Source organism: Soehngenia sp., from assembly GCF_055108775.1.
Window position 1 is genome coordinate 1 of the sequence record NZ_JBSQIL010000044.1, and the last position, 15,461, is coordinate 15,461.

17 protein-coding genes and 1 riboswitch are annotated in these 15,461 nt (G+C 29.5%); of the genes, 16 read left to right on the forward strand and 1 reads right to left on the reverse strand.

Annotated elements, in window-relative coordinates; genetic code table 11:
* From def to ACTB1H_RS06555, 11 genes are all read left to right on the forward strand, one after another.
* A partial coding sequence (gene def, locus ACTB1H_RS06505) for a peptide deformylase (RefSeq protein WP_463262028.1) occupies window positions 1–354 on the forward strand: 354 nt, incomplete at its 5' end.
* A 2-nt stretch (window positions 355–356) separates the two neighbouring features.
* On the forward strand, window positions 357–1,283 hold the full coding sequence (gene fmt / locus ACTB1H_RS06510; RefSeq protein WP_463262029.1) for a methionyl-tRNA formyltransferase: 927 nt from the start codon (window positions 357–359) through the stop codon (window positions 1,281–1,283).
* 33 nt (window positions 1,284–1,316) lie between these two features.
* Window positions 1,317–2,006, forward strand: a complete 690-nt coding sequence (locus ACTB1H_RS06515; protein ID WP_463262030.1) for a zinc metallopeptidase — start codon at window positions 1,317–1,319, stop codon at window positions 2,004–2,006.
* A 24-nt stretch (window positions 2,007–2,030) separates the two neighbouring features.
* Window positions 2,031–3,380: a 16S rRNA (cytosine(967)-C(5))-methyltransferase RsmB gene (gene rsmB / locus ACTB1H_RS06520; protein ID WP_463262031.1), complete on the forward strand. Its 1,350-nt coding sequence runs from the start codon at window positions 2,031–2,033 to the stop codon at window positions 3,378–3,380.
* Between the two features lie 27 nt (window positions 3,381–3,407).
* Window positions 3,408–4,457 (forward strand): dual-specificity RNA methyltransferase RlmN, encoded by a 1,050-nt coding sequence (gene rlmN / locus ACTB1H_RS06525; protein ID WP_463262032.1) that lies wholly within the window; start codon window positions 3,408–3,410, stop codon window positions 4,455–4,457.
* A gap of 11 nt (window positions 4,458–4,468) precedes the next feature.
* Window positions 4,469–5,200, forward strand: a complete 732-nt coding sequence (locus ACTB1H_RS06530) for a Stp1/IreP family PP2C-type Ser/Thr phosphatase (protein ID WP_463262033.1) — start codon at window positions 4,469–4,471, stop codon at window positions 5,198–5,200.
* Between the two features lie 12 nt (window positions 5,201–5,212).
* On the forward strand, window positions 5,213–7,177 hold the full coding sequence (pknB, locus tag ACTB1H_RS06535) for a Stk1 family PASTA domain-containing Ser/Thr kinase (protein ID WP_463262034.1): 1,965 nt from the start codon (window positions 5,213–5,215) through the stop codon (window positions 7,175–7,177).
* A 2-nt stretch (window positions 7,178–7,179) separates the two neighbouring features.
* Entirely contained in the window at window positions 7,180–8,052 is an 873-nt protein-coding gene (rsgA, locus tag ACTB1H_RS06540) for a ribosome small subunit-dependent GTPase A (RefSeq protein WP_463262035.1), read from the forward strand.
* Between the two features lies 1 nt (window position 8,053).
* The gene (rpe, locus tag ACTB1H_RS06545; protein WP_463262036.1) at window positions 8,054–8,713 is read left to right on the forward strand and encodes a ribulose-phosphate 3-epimerase; all 660 of its coding nucleotides are present in this window, start codon (window positions 8,054–8,056) and stop codon (window positions 8,711–8,713) included.
* A 48-nt stretch (window positions 8,714–8,761) separates the two neighbouring features.
* A riboswitch (TPP riboswitch) is annotated at window positions 8,762–8,860 on the forward strand.
* 51 nt (window positions 8,861–8,911) lie between these two features.
* On the forward strand, window positions 8,912–9,460 hold the full coding sequence (gene thiT, locus ACTB1H_RS06550; RefSeq protein ID WP_463262037.1) for an energy-coupled thiamine transporter ThiT: 549 nt from the start codon (window positions 8,912–8,914) through the stop codon (window positions 9,458–9,460).
* A gap of 3 nt (window positions 9,461–9,463) precedes the next feature.
* Entirely contained in the window at window positions 9,464–10,102 is a 639-nt protein-coding gene (locus ACTB1H_RS06555) for a thiamine diphosphokinase (RefSeq protein WP_463262038.1), read from the forward strand.
* Window positions 10,103–10,159: 57 nt separating this feature from the next.
* On the opposite strand, the gene rpmB is transcribed toward ACTB1H_RS06555, so the two are convergent.
* Window positions 10,160–10,351 carry a 50S ribosomal protein L28 gene (gene rpmB, locus ACTB1H_RS06560; protein WP_463262039.1) on the reverse strand — a complete coding sequence of 64 codons (192 nt, stop codon included), beginning with the start codon at window positions 10,349–10,351 and terminating at the stop codon, window positions 10,160–10,162.
* Between the two features lie 169 nt (window positions 10,352–10,520).
* Between rpmB and ACTB1H_RS06565 the strand changes: the two genes are divergently transcribed.
* The 5 genes from ACTB1H_RS06565 to ACTB1H_RS06585 form a co-directional block, all read left to right on the forward strand.
* A complete protein-coding gene (locus tag ACTB1H_RS06565) occupies window positions 10,521–10,883 on the forward strand; it encodes an Asp23/Gls24 family envelope stress response protein (RefSeq protein WP_463262040.1) in 363 nt (120 codons plus the stop codon).
* A 19-nt stretch (window positions 10,884–10,902) separates the two neighbouring features.
* On the forward strand, window positions 10,903–12,546 hold the full coding sequence (locus ACTB1H_RS06570; RefSeq protein ID WP_463262041.1) for a DAK2 domain-containing protein: 1,644 nt from the start codon (window positions 10,903–10,905) through the stop codon (window positions 12,544–12,546).
* A gap of 45 nt (window positions 12,547–12,591) precedes the next feature.
* Window positions 12,592–14,649 (forward strand): ATP-dependent DNA helicase RecG, encoded by a 2,058-nt coding sequence (gene recG / locus ACTB1H_RS06575; protein ID WP_463262042.1) that lies wholly within the window; start codon window positions 12,592–12,594, stop codon window positions 14,647–14,649.
* Between the two features lie 15 nt (window positions 14,650–14,664).
* A complete protein-coding gene (gene rsmD / locus ACTB1H_RS06580; RefSeq protein ID WP_463262043.1) occupies window positions 14,665–15,258 on the forward strand; it encodes a 16S rRNA (guanine(966)-N(2))-methyltransferase RsmD in 594 nt (197 codons plus the stop codon).
* Window positions 15,230–15,461, forward strand: a 232-nt coding sequence (locus ACTB1H_RS06585) for an adenylyltransferase/cytidyltransferase family protein (protein ID WP_463262044.1), incomplete at its 3' end; no start/stop codon positions are given. The genes rsmD and ACTB1H_RS06585, both read left to right, overlap by 29 nt.

Here is a 15,461-nt window from a genome sequence, read left to right on the forward strand (position 1 = left end):
GATGCAAACGGAATTGGATTAGCTGCCCCACAAGTCGGTATATTAAAGAGAATAATTGTTATAGAAGGGGAAGATAATCCTATTATTGCTATAAATCCTAAAATTGTATATTCTGAAGGAGAAATAACTGATTTAGAAGGATGTTTGTCTGTTCCCGGATTTTCAGGATTTGTTAAAAGACCAGAAAAAATTACTGTTGAATATACAAATGAAAAAAACGAGAACATTGTTATCGATGTTAATGGATACTTTGCTAGGGTTTTTTTACATGAAATAGACCATTTAGATGGCATTTTGTATATAGATGTTGCTGAAAAAATTTTTAGAGAACAAGAAGAAAAAGAAGAGGTATAAATATGAATATCATTTTTATGGGAACGTCAGAATTTGCTGTTAAATCTTTAGAAAAGCTTTATAATAATGGTTATAATATATCATTGGTTATTACTCAACCTGATAGACCTAAAGGGAGAGGAAAAGCCTTTTCATTTTCGCCTATAAAGGAGTGTGCTCTTAATTTAGGTTTAGAAATATACCAACCATTTAATGTTAACAGCGAAGAATCAGTTGAAAAAATACGAAAATTGAAGCCAGATTTTCTTATTGTAATAGCATATGGTCAGATATTGAAAAAGAGCTTACTTGGTATTGCTAAATTAGAAACTATCAATATTCATGCTTCATTGCTTCCAAAATATAGGGGAGCTGCACCTATAAACTGGGCAATTTTAAATGGCGAGAATAAAACTGGAATAACATCTATGAAAATGACTGAAGGCCTTGACTCAGGGCCAATAATTTTGCAAAAAGAAATACCCATATTAGATACCGATGACTCTATATCTTTAACCAATAAGCTTTCGGAATTAGGCGCAGAAGTATTACTGGAAACTTTAAATAGAATAATCATAGGAAATATCGTTTATGTGGAACAAGATAACTCTAAATCCACATATGCCCCTATAATAACTAAAGAAGATGGCAAAATAGATTGGAATTGGGATGTAAAAAAGATCAAAAATCATATAAGAGCTTTCAAACCTTGGCCAGGATCTTATTTTTATTATGATAATTTAATTGTTAAGGTAAATGAAGTAGATATTTTGTTTTCAGATCATAATGAAAAAATAGGCACTATTATTAAAGCTGATGATTCGGGAATTTGGGTTGCAGCGAAAAATGGTTTTGTTATAATAAAAGAGATACAATTTCCCGGGAAAAAAATGGTTAAAGTTTCAGATTTTCTTAGGGGAAACAATATCGAAATTGGTAAATTAGTGTAATTAAAAATATTTAGAATTAGGAGGAGTGTTTGTATGTTTTCTTATTTAGAATATTATAGTACTTGGTTTATATATGTACTTCCGGCCGTATTGTTTGCAGCTTATGCTCAAGCTAAAGTAAGTGGTGCATATAAAAAATATTCTAAAATGCCAAGCAACTCATCAATGACAGGAGCTCAAGTTGCTAGATACATTTTAGATAGAAATGGGTTAAATCATGTTAGGATTGAACAAGTTAGGGGAGTCTTATCAGATCATTATGATCCACGAACTAAAGTTTTAAGATTATCACCAGAAGTTTATTCTGGACAAAGCATAGCATCTGTAAGTGTAGCTGCTCATGAAGTTGGGCATGCTATTCAGCATGATAATGGTTATTTTCCACTTATATTGAGAAATACTATAGCTCCAATAGCTATGTTCGCATCAAACCTAGTATGGATATTTATAATTATTGGTTTTATAATTAGCCCTTTTTTCATTGATTTAGGGATTGCTCTATTTATGGCAGCAGTACTTTTTCAAGTTGTAACATTGCCAGTAGAATTTAATGCGAGTAAAAGAGCTTTAGAGCAATTAGAAAATGGTGTGATATCTAGAGATCAATCTAGTCATGTTAAAAGCATGTTAAATGCTGCAGCGTTAACTTATGTAGCAGCTACTCTAGTCGCGATAGCTGAATTGCTAAGGCTATTAGCAATAACTAATAGGAGAAGAAGATAAATATATTATTTTGAGGTTCAATTAATGTCGAAGAGTAGAGATATAGTTTTAAAAATATTAAATGGGTTAGATTTTGTCACTAAGGATTTTGAAAACAATAAAAAAATTATTGAAGATAATATCAAGAACTGTAAAAATGAAGATGACATAAGATTAATAAAAGAAATAACATATGGAGTAGTAAAAAATATTACAATAATAGACCAAATAATTTCTGACTATTCGAAGATAAAATTAAATAAATTACACCGAATAGTCTTAAATGCTTTGAGAATGGGGATCTATCAAATTATTTATCTTGATAGAGTCCCTGAGTACTCAATTTTAAATGATAGTGTAGAACTAGTAAAAAAGTATACACATAAAGGAAATGCAAACTATGTTAATGCAATTCTAAGAAATATCTCTAGAGATAAAGAAAAAATTATAAAAAGATATAATGATTTGGATTTTGATATTAATACCCTTTCCCTAGTTTACTCATTTCCTCAATTTCTAGTGGAAATGTGGGTAAATGATTATGGCATTGATTTTACACGATCACTCTTAGATAGTCTTAATAGTAAGGCAAAATTAAATATTAGAGTCAACATAACAAAAGTTAGCAGAGATGATTTAATCAAAAGATTAGAGACATATGGTTATATAGTAGAAAAAACAAGATATTCAAACTATGGGTTAATTGTAAAAAATCCAGAAAAATTATTTCAAACAGAAGAATTTATAGATGGTTATTTTACGGTTCAGGATGAAAGTAGTATGCTAGTTGCAGAAGTTGCAGACATTGAAGGAAATAGTTTTGTTTTAGATGTCTGTTCTGCTCCAGGTGGTAAAGCAACTCATATTGCTGAATACATAGGAGATAACGGGATTGTTTTGGCTAGAGATAAAAGTAACTCCAAAATTCAGTTAATTAAAGAAAACGTTAAGAGATTAGGTTTAAAATCAGTTAAATCTGAAATATTTGATGCAACAACTCTAGATAATAGTCTAATAGATAAAGTTGATTGTTGCTTAGTTGATGCTCCATGTTCTGGGCTAGGTTTAATAAGGAGAAAGCCTGATATTAAATGGAATAGAACTTTAGATGATATTGATGAATTGATTTTGATTCAAGAGAAAATTTTAAATACTTGTAGTAGTTATGTAAAAGTTGGGGGTAAATTGATTTACAGTACATGTACAATAAACAATGCTGAGAATATAAGTCAAATTGAAAAATTTTTAAAGCATCATAAAAACTTTGCATTAGAACCTTTTTGCGATAGATTTGATAAAACTTTTGAAACAGCAAAAAAAGGTTATGTGCAATTATTTCCAAATGTACATGGGACAGATGGCTTTTTTATTGCAAGTTTAAAAAGATTGTTTTAATATCTGTATAAATAGAAAGGGATAAAATTGAAAAAAGAAATAACCAAAAAAGAAATAAACAATTTAAAATTCGATGAACTAGAAAACGAAATAACACATCTTGGATATGAAAAATACAGGAGTAAGCAAATATTTGAATTTATTCACAAACAAAAAGTAGATACTTTTGAAGCAATGAACAATATCCCTAAAGATATTAAAGAACAATTAAATATTTATTTCACTTTCAACACTATAAAAATATATGATGATTATAAATCAAAAAAAGATGGTACGGTAAAATTTTTATTTCAATTAGATGACAAAAATATAATAGAAAGTGTTGTTATGAAATATAAATATGGATATACGCAATGTATCTCAACCCAAGTAGGATGCAAAATGGGCTGTAAATTTTGTGCATCAACTAAAGATGGGTTTATAAGAAATTTATCTGCAGCTGAAATGTTAGAGCAAGTTTATCGTGCTGAGAATTATTTAAATATGAAAGTAAAAAACATCGTATTAATGGGTAGTGGTGAACCACTTGACAATTATGAAAATGTTATAAATTTCTTGCATTTAATTAATGATCAAAGAGGACACAATACTAGTCTAAGAAATATTACATTATCAACTTGTGGGATAGTTGAAAAAATCAATGAGTTGGCTGATGAAAATCTCCCTGTAACTTTGTCATTGTCATTACACTCACCTTTTGACTCTAGGAGGCAACTTATAATGCCTATATCTAAAAAGTATAAACTTGACGACATCATAGACTCTATTAGAAGATATTATTTTAAAACTAAAAGGAGAGTTACTTTTGAGTATACCCTTATAAAAGGTTTTAATGATAGAATAGAAGATGTTGAGATGCTTAAAGAATATACTAAGGGGATCGATGTTCATATAAATATAATACCAATAAATCCCATAAAAGAATATAAAACAAATATTCCATCCAACGAAGATGTAATTAATTTTTCTAAAATGCTAAAAAATAAAGGAATTAAATCAACTATTCGAAGAGAGATGGGATCAGATATAAGTGCATCCTGTGGTCAATTAAAGAGAAGTATAGCATTAAATAAATAGGAGTGATATACTTGAAAGTTGGATATTCAACAGATATTGGTAACGTAAGGCAAATCAACCAAGATAGTTTTTTTGCTTCAGATTTTCATGCATCTTTTCCATTATTTATAGTCGCTGATGGAATGGGAGGGCATAAAGCTGGGGAAATAGCAAGTAATCTAGCAGTTAATAAAGTAAAAGAATTATTTGAACAAGAGCATTACAATTTTAAAGATGTAGATAATATTGTAAAAACAATTGAGCACTCAGTAAGAGAAACTAACAAATATATTTGTGAAAAATCAAAACAAGATTCGAATTTATTAGGAATGGGTACGACTTTAACTTTAGGATATCTCTTTAAGAATATATTTGTAATAGGTCATGTAGGTGATAGCCGAGCTTATCTTATAAGAGGTAATTCAATAACTCAGCTTACAGAAGATCACTCACTTGTGAGACAGTTAGTAGCAGAAGGAAAAATAACGGAATCTGAAGCAGAAAATCATCCACAAAAAAACATCATTACAAGAGCAATTGGGACGGATTACGATGTAGAAGTAGACATAATAAAAGTGGTTGTTCATCCTAATGATATAATTTTTATATGTAGCGATGGCTTAACAAATATGGTTAAAAAAGATAAATTATTAGATATTTTTACTTCGATAAAAGATATCCAAAAAGCTTGTGATGAATGTGTAAGAATTGCTAAAAACAGTGGTGGTTACGACAATATAACGGTTGTTGGAATTATATTCTAGTGGGGTGGTAAGATGATAGGAAAGATGTTAGGAAATAGATATGAGATTCTCGAACAAATTGGTAATGGTGGAATGTCAACTGTATATAAAGCAAAATGTCATTTGTTAGATAGATATGTGGCTATTAAAGTTTTGAAAGAAGATTTAACAAATGATGAAGATTTTGTAAAAAAATTCAGAAAAGAATCTCAAGCTGCAGCCAGTCTATCTCATCCTAATATAGTTAATATTTATGATGTAGGATATGAGAATATAGATGGAAAAGATATACATTACATTGTTATGGAGTATATAAATGGCAAAACACTAAAAGAAATTATTAAAGAAAAAGGAAAATTAAATGAATCTGAAGCATTGAATTATTCTATACAAATAGCTGAAGCATTGAAGCATGCGCATAAGAATCATATAATTCACCGAGATATAAAACCGCACAATATTATGATAACACAAGATAATATTGTTAAAGTCACAGACTTCGGGATTGCAAGAGCTGTAACTTCTTCAACTATAACAACTACATCTAATGTATTGGGCTCAGTTTACTATTTTTCACCTGAGCAAGCTCGCGGTGGATATACTGATGAAAAATCAGATATCTATTCGTTAGGTATTGTAATGTATGAAATGCTAACAGGTAGAGTGCCTTTTAACGGAGATACTCCTATTGGAGTTGCTTTAAAGCATGTCCAAGATGACATTGTACCACCAATTGAAGAAAATCCAAATATATCTCCAGCATTTAATAAAATTATATTGAAATGTGTTCAAAAAAAACAAGTTGATAGATATCAAAATGTAGACGAATTGTTGTTAGATCTGAACAATTTAAAAAGAAATTTTAACCAACTAAATTCAAAAATACTTGAAGATGAAACCATGGATATGACAAAGTTAATCCCTCCGGTAAATGAAAATTTATCTTCAAAAAATAATAATGCTTTAACCCCAAATAACTATAATAATAAAAACAATTCAAAGAAAAAAACAAATATTGTAGCTATATTAGCTGCTTTTCTAATAGCATCTCTTCTGTTTGTTGGATACTTACAATTAAGAAATAATCAAGCTGCAAATGATTTGATTATAACTCCAAATCTAGTGGGAAAAACAGAAGAAGAAGCTAACAGATTAGCTGAAGAAATGGGATTTGAAATTGAGGTAATTGAAAGAGTTCAAAGTGCTGAATTTGAAGAAGGGATTATTATTTCGCAAAATGTTGATGAAGGAGTAAGAATTAGAAAAGGATTTCCAATTGGTATAGTTGTAAGCCTTGGTTTTGATAATGTTGAAGTCCCTAATCTAATTAATAAATCTATATCAGAAGCAGAAAGGTTATTAAAAGAAGCTGGACTGAGAATAGGAAATAACATAGAATATGAGTTCCACGACGAAATACCAATAGATTATGTTATTTCGCAAAGCATTGAACCTTATTCTGTAGTAACTCCTAACACTAGAGTGGATTTGGTAATAAGTAAAGGCCCAAAAGATGCAGAGGTTATAATGATACAATTAGTAGGAGAGAATATAAATAAAGCTATAACTGATATTAGGAATCTTGGCCTAGAAGTAGGAGAAATAAAATATGAACCTAGTGATAATTATCAAGCGAATATAGTTACAGATCAATCTCATAGCCCAGGTTCTACTATTAAAAAAGGAACAACCATAGATTTGGTAGTTAGTTCTGGTCAGCCAGTTACACCACCGACTAACCCAGAAAATCCTAATGAACCAGAAGAACCTGGTAATCAAGAGTTTTCTATCAAGCTAACTGTAACTCCTTTTGCAGATAAAGATGAAACCGAAATAACTATTTTAAGAAAACAAGATGGTTCAAGCATGACAGTTTATACCGGTAAGCATAAACCGGCAGAAGGAAGTTTCGATGTTACTGTATTTGGGAAAAAAGGAGCAGTGTTTGAAGTTTATTATGACGGTATATTTCAATATAGTCAAAGCATAGAGGGTTAAAAATGGTTGATGGAATAATATTAAAAGGAATTGGCGGTTTCTATTATGTTGATATAGGAAATTCTGTTATTGAATGCAGAGCCAGGGGATTATTTAGGGAAAAAGAGATTGAACCTTTAGTTGGGGATAAAGTTTCGATTAGAATTAATAAAGAAGATAATAGAGGATATATTGAAGAAATATATCCTCGTAAAACAATGTTAAATAGACCTCCAATAGCAAATGTAACTCAGTTAATTATAGTTATGAGTATAGATAATCCTAAAATCAATTTATGGTTTTTAGATAAACTTATAGTTGCTGGGCATGATTCAGATTTGAATATTATTATTTGTATCAATAAATCAGATATCGACCCTATAAAATCAAATGAAATTGTTTCAATGTACAAAGAAATAGGGTATACAACAATTAGAACTAGCACTAAAAACCATGAAGGAATAGATGATTTGCGAGATATATTAAGAAATCATGTGAGTGTATTAGCTGGCCCATCAGGAGTAGGGAAATCATCGTTGATAAATTTAATTAACCCATCATTTAAATTAAAAACAGGAGAGATAAGTAAAAAATTATTACGTGGCAAACATACTACAAGACATGTTGAATTGTTCAAATTGGATGATCAAACTTATATTTCTGACACTCCTGGATTTTCAAGTCTTTATATAAATGATATCAACCCATATGAGCTAGATACTTATTTTATTGATATTAATAATAGCTCTAAAAAATGTAAATTTTCAAATTGTTTGCATATAAATGAACCAGGTTGTAACGTTTTAATTGATGTAAAAAATGGTAAAATTAACAAATCAAGATATGATAACTATATATTGATATTAAATGAAATTAAAAATTATAGGAGGTTTTGACGTGGTAAAAATTGCACCTTCAATCCTATCTGCAGATTTTTTAAACTTAAAAAATGAAATAGAAGAGGTTATTAAAGGAGGGGCAGACTATATCCATGTAGATGTTATGGATGGCAATTACGTCCCAAATCTAACATTTGGAATGCCGGTGGTAAAGAGTATTAAAAAAGCATGCTCGATTCCTTTAGACGTCCATCTAATGATAGACAAACCTGAAAGATATATAGATGAATTTATTGACGCTGGTGCAGATATATTGACTATTCACTATGAGGCAACTACTCATTTACACAGAACAATTCAGCTAATTAAATCTAAGGGTATATTGGCAGGAGTATCTTTAAATCCTGCAACATCGCTAGATGTTCTTGAGTATATATATGAAGATATAGATCTTGTTTTACTAATGAGCGTAAACCCAGGATTTGGTGGTCAAACGTTCATTAAAGCTGTGGAAAGAAAGCTCAAAGAACTACGAAAGAATATTGATAACAATTACCCTCATGTTTTAATTGAAATAGATGGCGGAATAAAACTAGATAATGCAAAAAATATTGCAGATTTAGGAGCTGATATATTAGTTGTAGGCTCAGACATATTTTCATATAATGATATAAGATCTCGTACGGAACAGTTTAAACTTGTAATTAATAATAATTAAAGTTGTATTACTGATATGATTATGATATATTGAAATTAATTAAATAAGATTTGACACTAGGGGAGCTATTGCTGAGAGAGGATTCAGTCCCGACCCTTATCACCTGAACTAGATAATGCTAGCGGAGGGAAGTGTGTATGTAATGTACTCATTGACTAACGCTCAATGAGTTTTTTATTTATAAAAGGAGGGTATAAAATGAAAAGAAAGACTAATGTATTAATGTTAGCCGAAGCTGGCATGATGATAGCATTATCTGTGTTGCTTGGGTATATAGAGCTTTATAGGATGCCAAACGGCGGGAGTGTTTCTGCTGGGAAAATGATACCAATAATTATATATTCAATCAGATGGGGACTTATACCAGGTATAACAGTTGGAGCCATTTATGGAGTATTAGATTTTATACTAAAACCATTTTTCTTCCACCCGCTACAATTTCTTTTAGATTATCCTTTAGCCTTTGGGATTTTGGGTTTGGCTGGACTTGCAACGACGAGAATTAGAAACAATGGAAGTTATATACAAATGATTTTGTGGACAACATTAGCAGTTTTTGGTAGGCTAGTATTTCATGTTATATCAGGAGTTGTTTTCTTTTCCGAGTTTGCAGGAGCCCAAAATCCAATAATATACTCATTGATTTATAATGCAACATACTTGATCCCTGAATTAGTTATTTCGCTAATCGTACTGATAATTATTTGGAAACCCCTTAGAAAATATATCATCAACAGTAGGTGGTAGATGATGAATATTTTAATAGTTTCTGGTGGTAAGAAAATAAGTAAAGAAAAACTAAAGGAACTTTGTAAGGCAAATGATCTTATAGTAGCGGCCGATTCAGGTGCTGATCAATTAATTGATCTAAATATACTTCCTGATTATTTAATTGGAGATTTAGATTCTATAAGTCTTAAATCTAAAAAATTATTGGAAACAAAAGATATAAATGTGATCATCTACCCAAAAGAAAAGGATAAATCAGATACTGAGATAGCTTTAGATCTAGTAATAAAAAAATCTCCAACGACTATTACTTTCACTAGTGTGATTGGTACACGAATGGATCATTCTCTGTCGAATATTTTTCTTTTAAAAAAGTTATATGATTTAAATATTGATAGTCAAATAATTGATGACAACAATTTAATAAAAATACTTAATAATGAACAATCGATAATAAATCCTTCTGATTTTGACTATGTTTCTATAGTTCCAATTAGCTTAGATGGAATAATAATTTCTATTAAAGGTTTTCATTATAACCTAGATAAGCAATTTGTTAAATTCGGGTCAAGCATGTGCATTAGCAATGAAATGAATTCAAATGAAGGCTATATTACAAAACATAGTGGTGAAGGACTCTTGATTCTATCAAAAGATTAAATAAAAAGCTTACCGTTTATATTTCTTATAAACTGTAAGCTTTTTTATGAATTTCTACTATATTGCTCTTTGAACATGTCCAGATCTTAAGCATCTTGTGCATACATTTAATCTCTTTGTTGTACCTTCAACTACTACTTTTACTTTTCTAACATTAGGAGACCAAGTTCTCGAGCTCTTTTTGTTGGAAAAAGTAACTTTATTTCCAAATGATTTTGTTTTGCCACATATTTCACACCTTTTACTCATTAAAAACACCTCCTAAAACAAGTTATAAAACCAGATCTACTACAACAAAATGTATTGTACCATATAATTCCTATAAAAAGCAAGTGAAATTATGTAGTGTATTTTTAGTTGAATATTTATTTATATTATTGTAGAATGTTTAAGATAAGATAATGAGGGAGGTAATGGTTTGCCACTTATAATGGAAAATGATATTGGCTCTATTTATATAGAGGATGTTGTTATTCAGAAAATTGTAGGGGTTTCAGTTGTTGAAAGCTACGGGGTAGTTAAAAAAGGACAAAAACATTCTATCGAAGAGTTACTTACATTTTTAGGATTTGATCCATCTTATAAAGATATAAAAATAACTGTAAATGATAGCGAAATTATAGTTGATATTCATATTGTTTTAGAGTATGGAATTAAGATACCAACAGTTTGTCAAAATATCATTGAAAGAGTAAAATATAACTTAGAGGTTTATATAGGGTCTAATATTTATTATGTGAATATATTTGTTGAAGATATCAGAACTGATAGTTATCTTTAATTTTTAGGAGGGACAAAAGTTGATAAATACTTTTATAGATGGTTGGAAATTAAAAGCACTATTAGAAGCCAGCTATAACTATCTTGAAAAAAATAAAGAGATAGTTAATTCATTGAATGTTTTTCCAGTCCCAGATGGTGATACTGGAACAAATATGAGCTTAACAATGCGCTCGGCTGTAAATAATTCCCAAAAGGTTATTGAAAACAATGCTTCGGAAATTATGAAAGCAGCTAGCCAAGGATCATTAATGGGAGCAAGGGGAAATTCTGGAGTAATTTTATCTCAATTGTTTAGAGGTTTTAGTCTAGGTCTTGAGGATAATAAAGAAATTGATGTAAAAGCAATTGCATTTGCTATGAAGAAAGCAGCAGAAACTGCATATAAAGCAGTTATGAAGCCTACTGAAGGTACAATATTAACTGTTGCAAGAGAATGTGGTGATTATGCAATAGAAATTTATGAAAATGTAAATGATATTAATGAACTACTAGAACTGGTTATTAATTATGGCAATAAAGTTTTAGAAAAAACACCAGATATGTTGCCAGTTTTAAAACAGGCTAATGTTGTTGATGCTGGAGGAAAAGGTTTATTAATGTTAATGATAGGTGCCTTAGAATTTTTATCCGGAGATATTTCAACATTGGTCGAAAAAACTGATTCGATGCCAGTAATATCTGAAAAACAGTATAAACGAGAAAAAATTGACACAGATGATATAAAATTTGGATATTGTACTGAATTTATAATTGTAACTAAGCATAAAGATATAGAGGGTTTTAGAGATAAGATTTCTTTTTATGGAGATTCTTTGCTTGTAGTAGGGGATGATGATTTAATTAAAGTTCATATCCACACGAATAATCCTGGAGAAGTTTTGGAAAAAGCATTAAAATTAGGTGAGCTTAGGGATATAAAAATCGATAATATGCGCTATCAACATGAAGAAATTTTGTTAAAAGATGACTTGATGCAAAATAAAATTGTTAATGATAAACCATTTTCCAAGTATTTCATCATATCAGTTTCTATCGGGGAAGGTTTAAATGAACTATTTAAAAGTCTAAATGTTGATTATATTATATCTGGTGGACAAACAATGAATCCTAGCATTGAAGAAATACTTAATGCTATAGAAAATGCTAACTCAGAAAATATATTAATATTACCTAACAATAGCAATATCATTTTGGCTGCTGAACAAGCTAAAAGTGTAAGCAATAAAAACGTATATGTTATTCCTACTAGAAATATTGCTCAGGGCATATCAGCCATGATTGCATTTGATCCAAATAAAGAGGTTAATGATAATATCAAAAAAATGAACGAAGCTTATACTAAAGTTATTTCTGCACAAGTAACATATTCTGTAAGAGACACACAAATCAACGGAAAAAATATCGAGTCAGGCAATATTATCGGAGTTACTGATAAAGAAGTATTATCTGTTGGTACGGATATTAACGAAGTATCAATAGACTTAATTGAGAAAATAATCAATGATGATATCTCTATTATAACGATCATATATGGTGAAGATGTAGACAGTTCTAAAGCGGAAGAACTTGCCCAAAATTTAAAAGATAAGTTCAAGGAAATTGATATAGATTTAGTTGAAGGGAATCAGCCTATATATTACTATATATTTTCACTGGAATAATTATAACCCTACCTTAAGGTAGGGTTTATTTGGAGTGATGTTTATATGAACGAGTTAAAAAAAGATGTAAGATATATCAAAAATGTTGGACCTAAACGAGCAGATAAATTAATGAGGTTAAATATTAAATCAGTAGAAGATCTTATTTTTTTCTTTCCAAGAGACTATGAAGATAGAACTAACATTAATTCAATAAATGAAATCAGAAACAATGATATCATAAATTGTATTATTACTATTAAGTCAAATCCTTCTGTAGTAAACTTAAGGAACAACTTAAAACTATTAAAAGTTTTGGCATCTGACGGAAACACTGATATTACGCTAGTATGGTTTAATCAAGTTTATATTAAAAACAAATTAATTATAGGAGAAAAATATTTTTGTAGAGGCAAACTTAGTAGAAATAAATTCGAAGTACAAATACAAAATCCCGAAATTATCCCTTATTCAGATTCTGATTTTTTTATACCTATTGTACCTATCTACCCTTTAACTAGTGGACTAAGCAACAAAGAAATGATAATCATAATAAAAAAATGTTTAGAAGAATATTTGCCATTTATTAAAAACACTTTGCCAGAAGACTTAATTCGTAAATATAATTTAATGAATAAAAGGGAATCTATTGAAAAAATACATTTTCCTGATAATATTAAGACCCTTGAAAAAGCAAGGAAATCTCTGGCCTATGAGGAATTATTGATCCTACAACTTGCTCTTATTTCTATCAGATCAAATCAAAATTCGAATAATGGAATAATATTTAATAAATCCAAAGAATTGGATTTATTCATTGATAGATTACCATTTAAACTAACTAAATCTCAAGAAGTTGTAGTTAGAGAAATTATTGAAGATATGTCTATGCAAAAACAGATGAATAGGTTAGTTCAAGGAGATGTTGGCTCAGGAAAAACAGTAGTTAGTGCAATAGCTATGTTAAACGCTGTGTTAAATGGATATCAAGCAGCAATGATGGCACCTACTGAAATTTTGGCTTCTCAGCACTATGAAACTTTAAAGTCCTTATTTGACAAAATGAATATAAATGTTTCATTATTAACAAGTAGCATAAATAAAAAAACCAAAGATGAGATTTTAATTGATTTGGAGCAAGGAAACATAGATATTTTAGTGGGAACACATTCAATAATTCAAGAAAATGTAAATTTTAACCACTTAGGATTAGTGATAACAGATGAACAGCATAGATTTGGAGTAAGCCAAAGAATGAAATTGGCAGCAAAAGGTAATTACCCAGATATTCTAGTCATGACGGCTACCCCAATACCAAGAAGCTTAGCTTTAATTTTATATGGAGATCTTGATATTTCCACTATAAAGGAACTTCCTCCTGGAAGGCAAAAAATAGAAACTTTTGTGATGAATTCCGAAAAACAGGATATTGTATTTGACTTTATGCTTAAGCAATTAGATAATGGAAGACAAGCTTATATAGTCTGTCCAACTATAGAATCAAAAGAAAATGAAAATTTAAAATCTGTTGAAGAAATTTATAAAATTATTAATGAAAGATTTAGCAGTAAATATAGATGTGAGTTATTACACGGAAAGTTAAATCAAAAAGAGAAAGATATGATAATGAATGATTTTAAAAATGGCAAGATAAGCATTCTAGTTGCTACAACAGTAGTTGAAGTTGGGGTAAATGTAGCAAATGCAAATACTATGATAATATATAATGCCGATAGATTTGGACTTTCTCAATTACATCAATTGCGAGGAAGAGTAGGAAGATCTTCACATAAATCATATTGTATATTATTAAATGATAATCAAAGTAAAATAGCTAGAGAAAGAATGAGGGTTCTGCAATCTACAAATGATGGATTCGTAATTTCTGAGAAAGATTTATTTCTCAGAGGACCTGGTGAATTTTTTGGGACAAAGCAGCATGGAGTCCCTCAGCTAAAAATTGCAAATTTGTTTAGAGACATAGAGATCCTTAAAATAGCACAAAAAGATGCCCTAAAAATAATAGACGAAAATAAATTATCTTCAGATATAAATTATAAGATGTTAAAAACTAAAATTGAAAATTTAATAGAAAACATTGATGATGAGATAATTTTAAATTAATTTGGTGGTGATTAAATGCGTGTGATATCTGGGAAGAAAAAAGGGAAAAAGCTGCTTGGCCCGAAAACCTTGAATATAAGACCCACAGAAGATAGAATTAAAGAATCAATGTTTAACATAATTAGTCCAATAAAAGAAGATGCTTTTGTACTAGATTTGTTTGCTGGAACGGGGAGTATAGGTATAGAATTTATAAGCAGAGGTGCAAAAACAGCAGTTTTTGTTGATAATTCTATAGACAGCATTCAAATAATAAATAAAAATTTAGCTTTAACAAATTTTACTGAAAATTCCTTAGTTCTAAAAATGGATGTACTAAAAGCATTAAATTATGTTTCTGATAAAAATTTTATTTTTGATTATATCTTCATGGATCCTCCTTATGAAAAAGTTGAATTATATGACATTACATTGGATAAAATATCTGCATTGAATCTAGTTAAAAAAAGTGGTATCCTAATAGCAGAACATGATTCTAAATTATCATTAAGAACTGAATATAATAATTTAAGTATTTATGATATAAGAAAGTATGGAAACAAATCTATGACTTATTTTAAAAATAATGAGGTGCATAATGATGAAGGTTATATATCCGGGAAGTTTTGACCCAATTACTTATGGACATATTGATATAATTAAACGATGCTCTTTAAAGTTTGATAAAACAATAATTGCAGTATTAAACAATCAAAACAAAAAAAGTCTATTTAATGTTGAAGAAAGAATTGAGATGATAAATCAAGTCACAAAAGAAATTGATAACATAGAAGTAGTCTCTTTTACTGGACTCTTAACAGAATTTGCTAGAA

What these genes read in the sequence shown, in the direction of transcription:
- fmt (WP_463262029.1), top strand. Translation starts at nt 357, where the DNA reads ATGAATATCATTTTTATGGGAACGTCAGAATTTGCTGTTAAATCTTTA.
- ACTB1H_RS06515 (WP_463262030.1), top strand. Translation starts at nt 1,317, where the DNA reads ATGTTTTCTTATTTAGAATATTATAGTACTTGGTTTATATATGTACTT.
- rsmB (WP_463262031.1), top strand. Translation starts at nt 2,031, where the DNA reads ATGTCGAAGAGTAGAGATATAGTTTTAAAAATATTAAATGGGTTAGAT.
- pknB (WP_463262034.1), top strand. Translation starts at nt 5,213, where the DNA reads ATGATAGGAAAGATGTTAGGAAATAGATATGAGATTCTCGAACAAATT.
- rsgA (WP_463262035.1), top strand. Translation starts at nt 7,180, where the DNA reads ATGGTTGATGGAATAATATTAAAAGGAATTGGCGGTTTCTATTATGTT.
- thiT (WP_463262037.1), top strand. Translation starts at nt 8,912, where the DNA reads ATGAAAAGAAAGACTAATGTATTAATGTTAGCCGAAGCTGGCATGATG.
- ACTB1H_RS06555 (WP_463262038.1), top strand. Translation starts at nt 9,464, where the DNA reads ATGAATATTTTAATAGTTTCTGGTGGTAAGAAAATAAGTAAAGAAAAA.
- rpmB (WP_463262039.1), bottom strand. Translation starts at nt 10,351, where the DNA reads ATGAGTAAAAGGTGTGAAATATGTGGCAAAACAAAATCATTTGGAAAT.
- recG (WP_463262042.1), top strand. Translation starts at nt 12,592, where the DNA reads ATGAACGAGTTAAAAAAAGATGTAAGATATATCAAAAATGTTGGACCT.
- rsmD (WP_463262043.1), top strand. Translation starts at nt 14,665, where the DNA reads ATGCGTGTGATATCTGGGAAGAAAAAAGGGAAAAAGCTGCTTGGCCCG.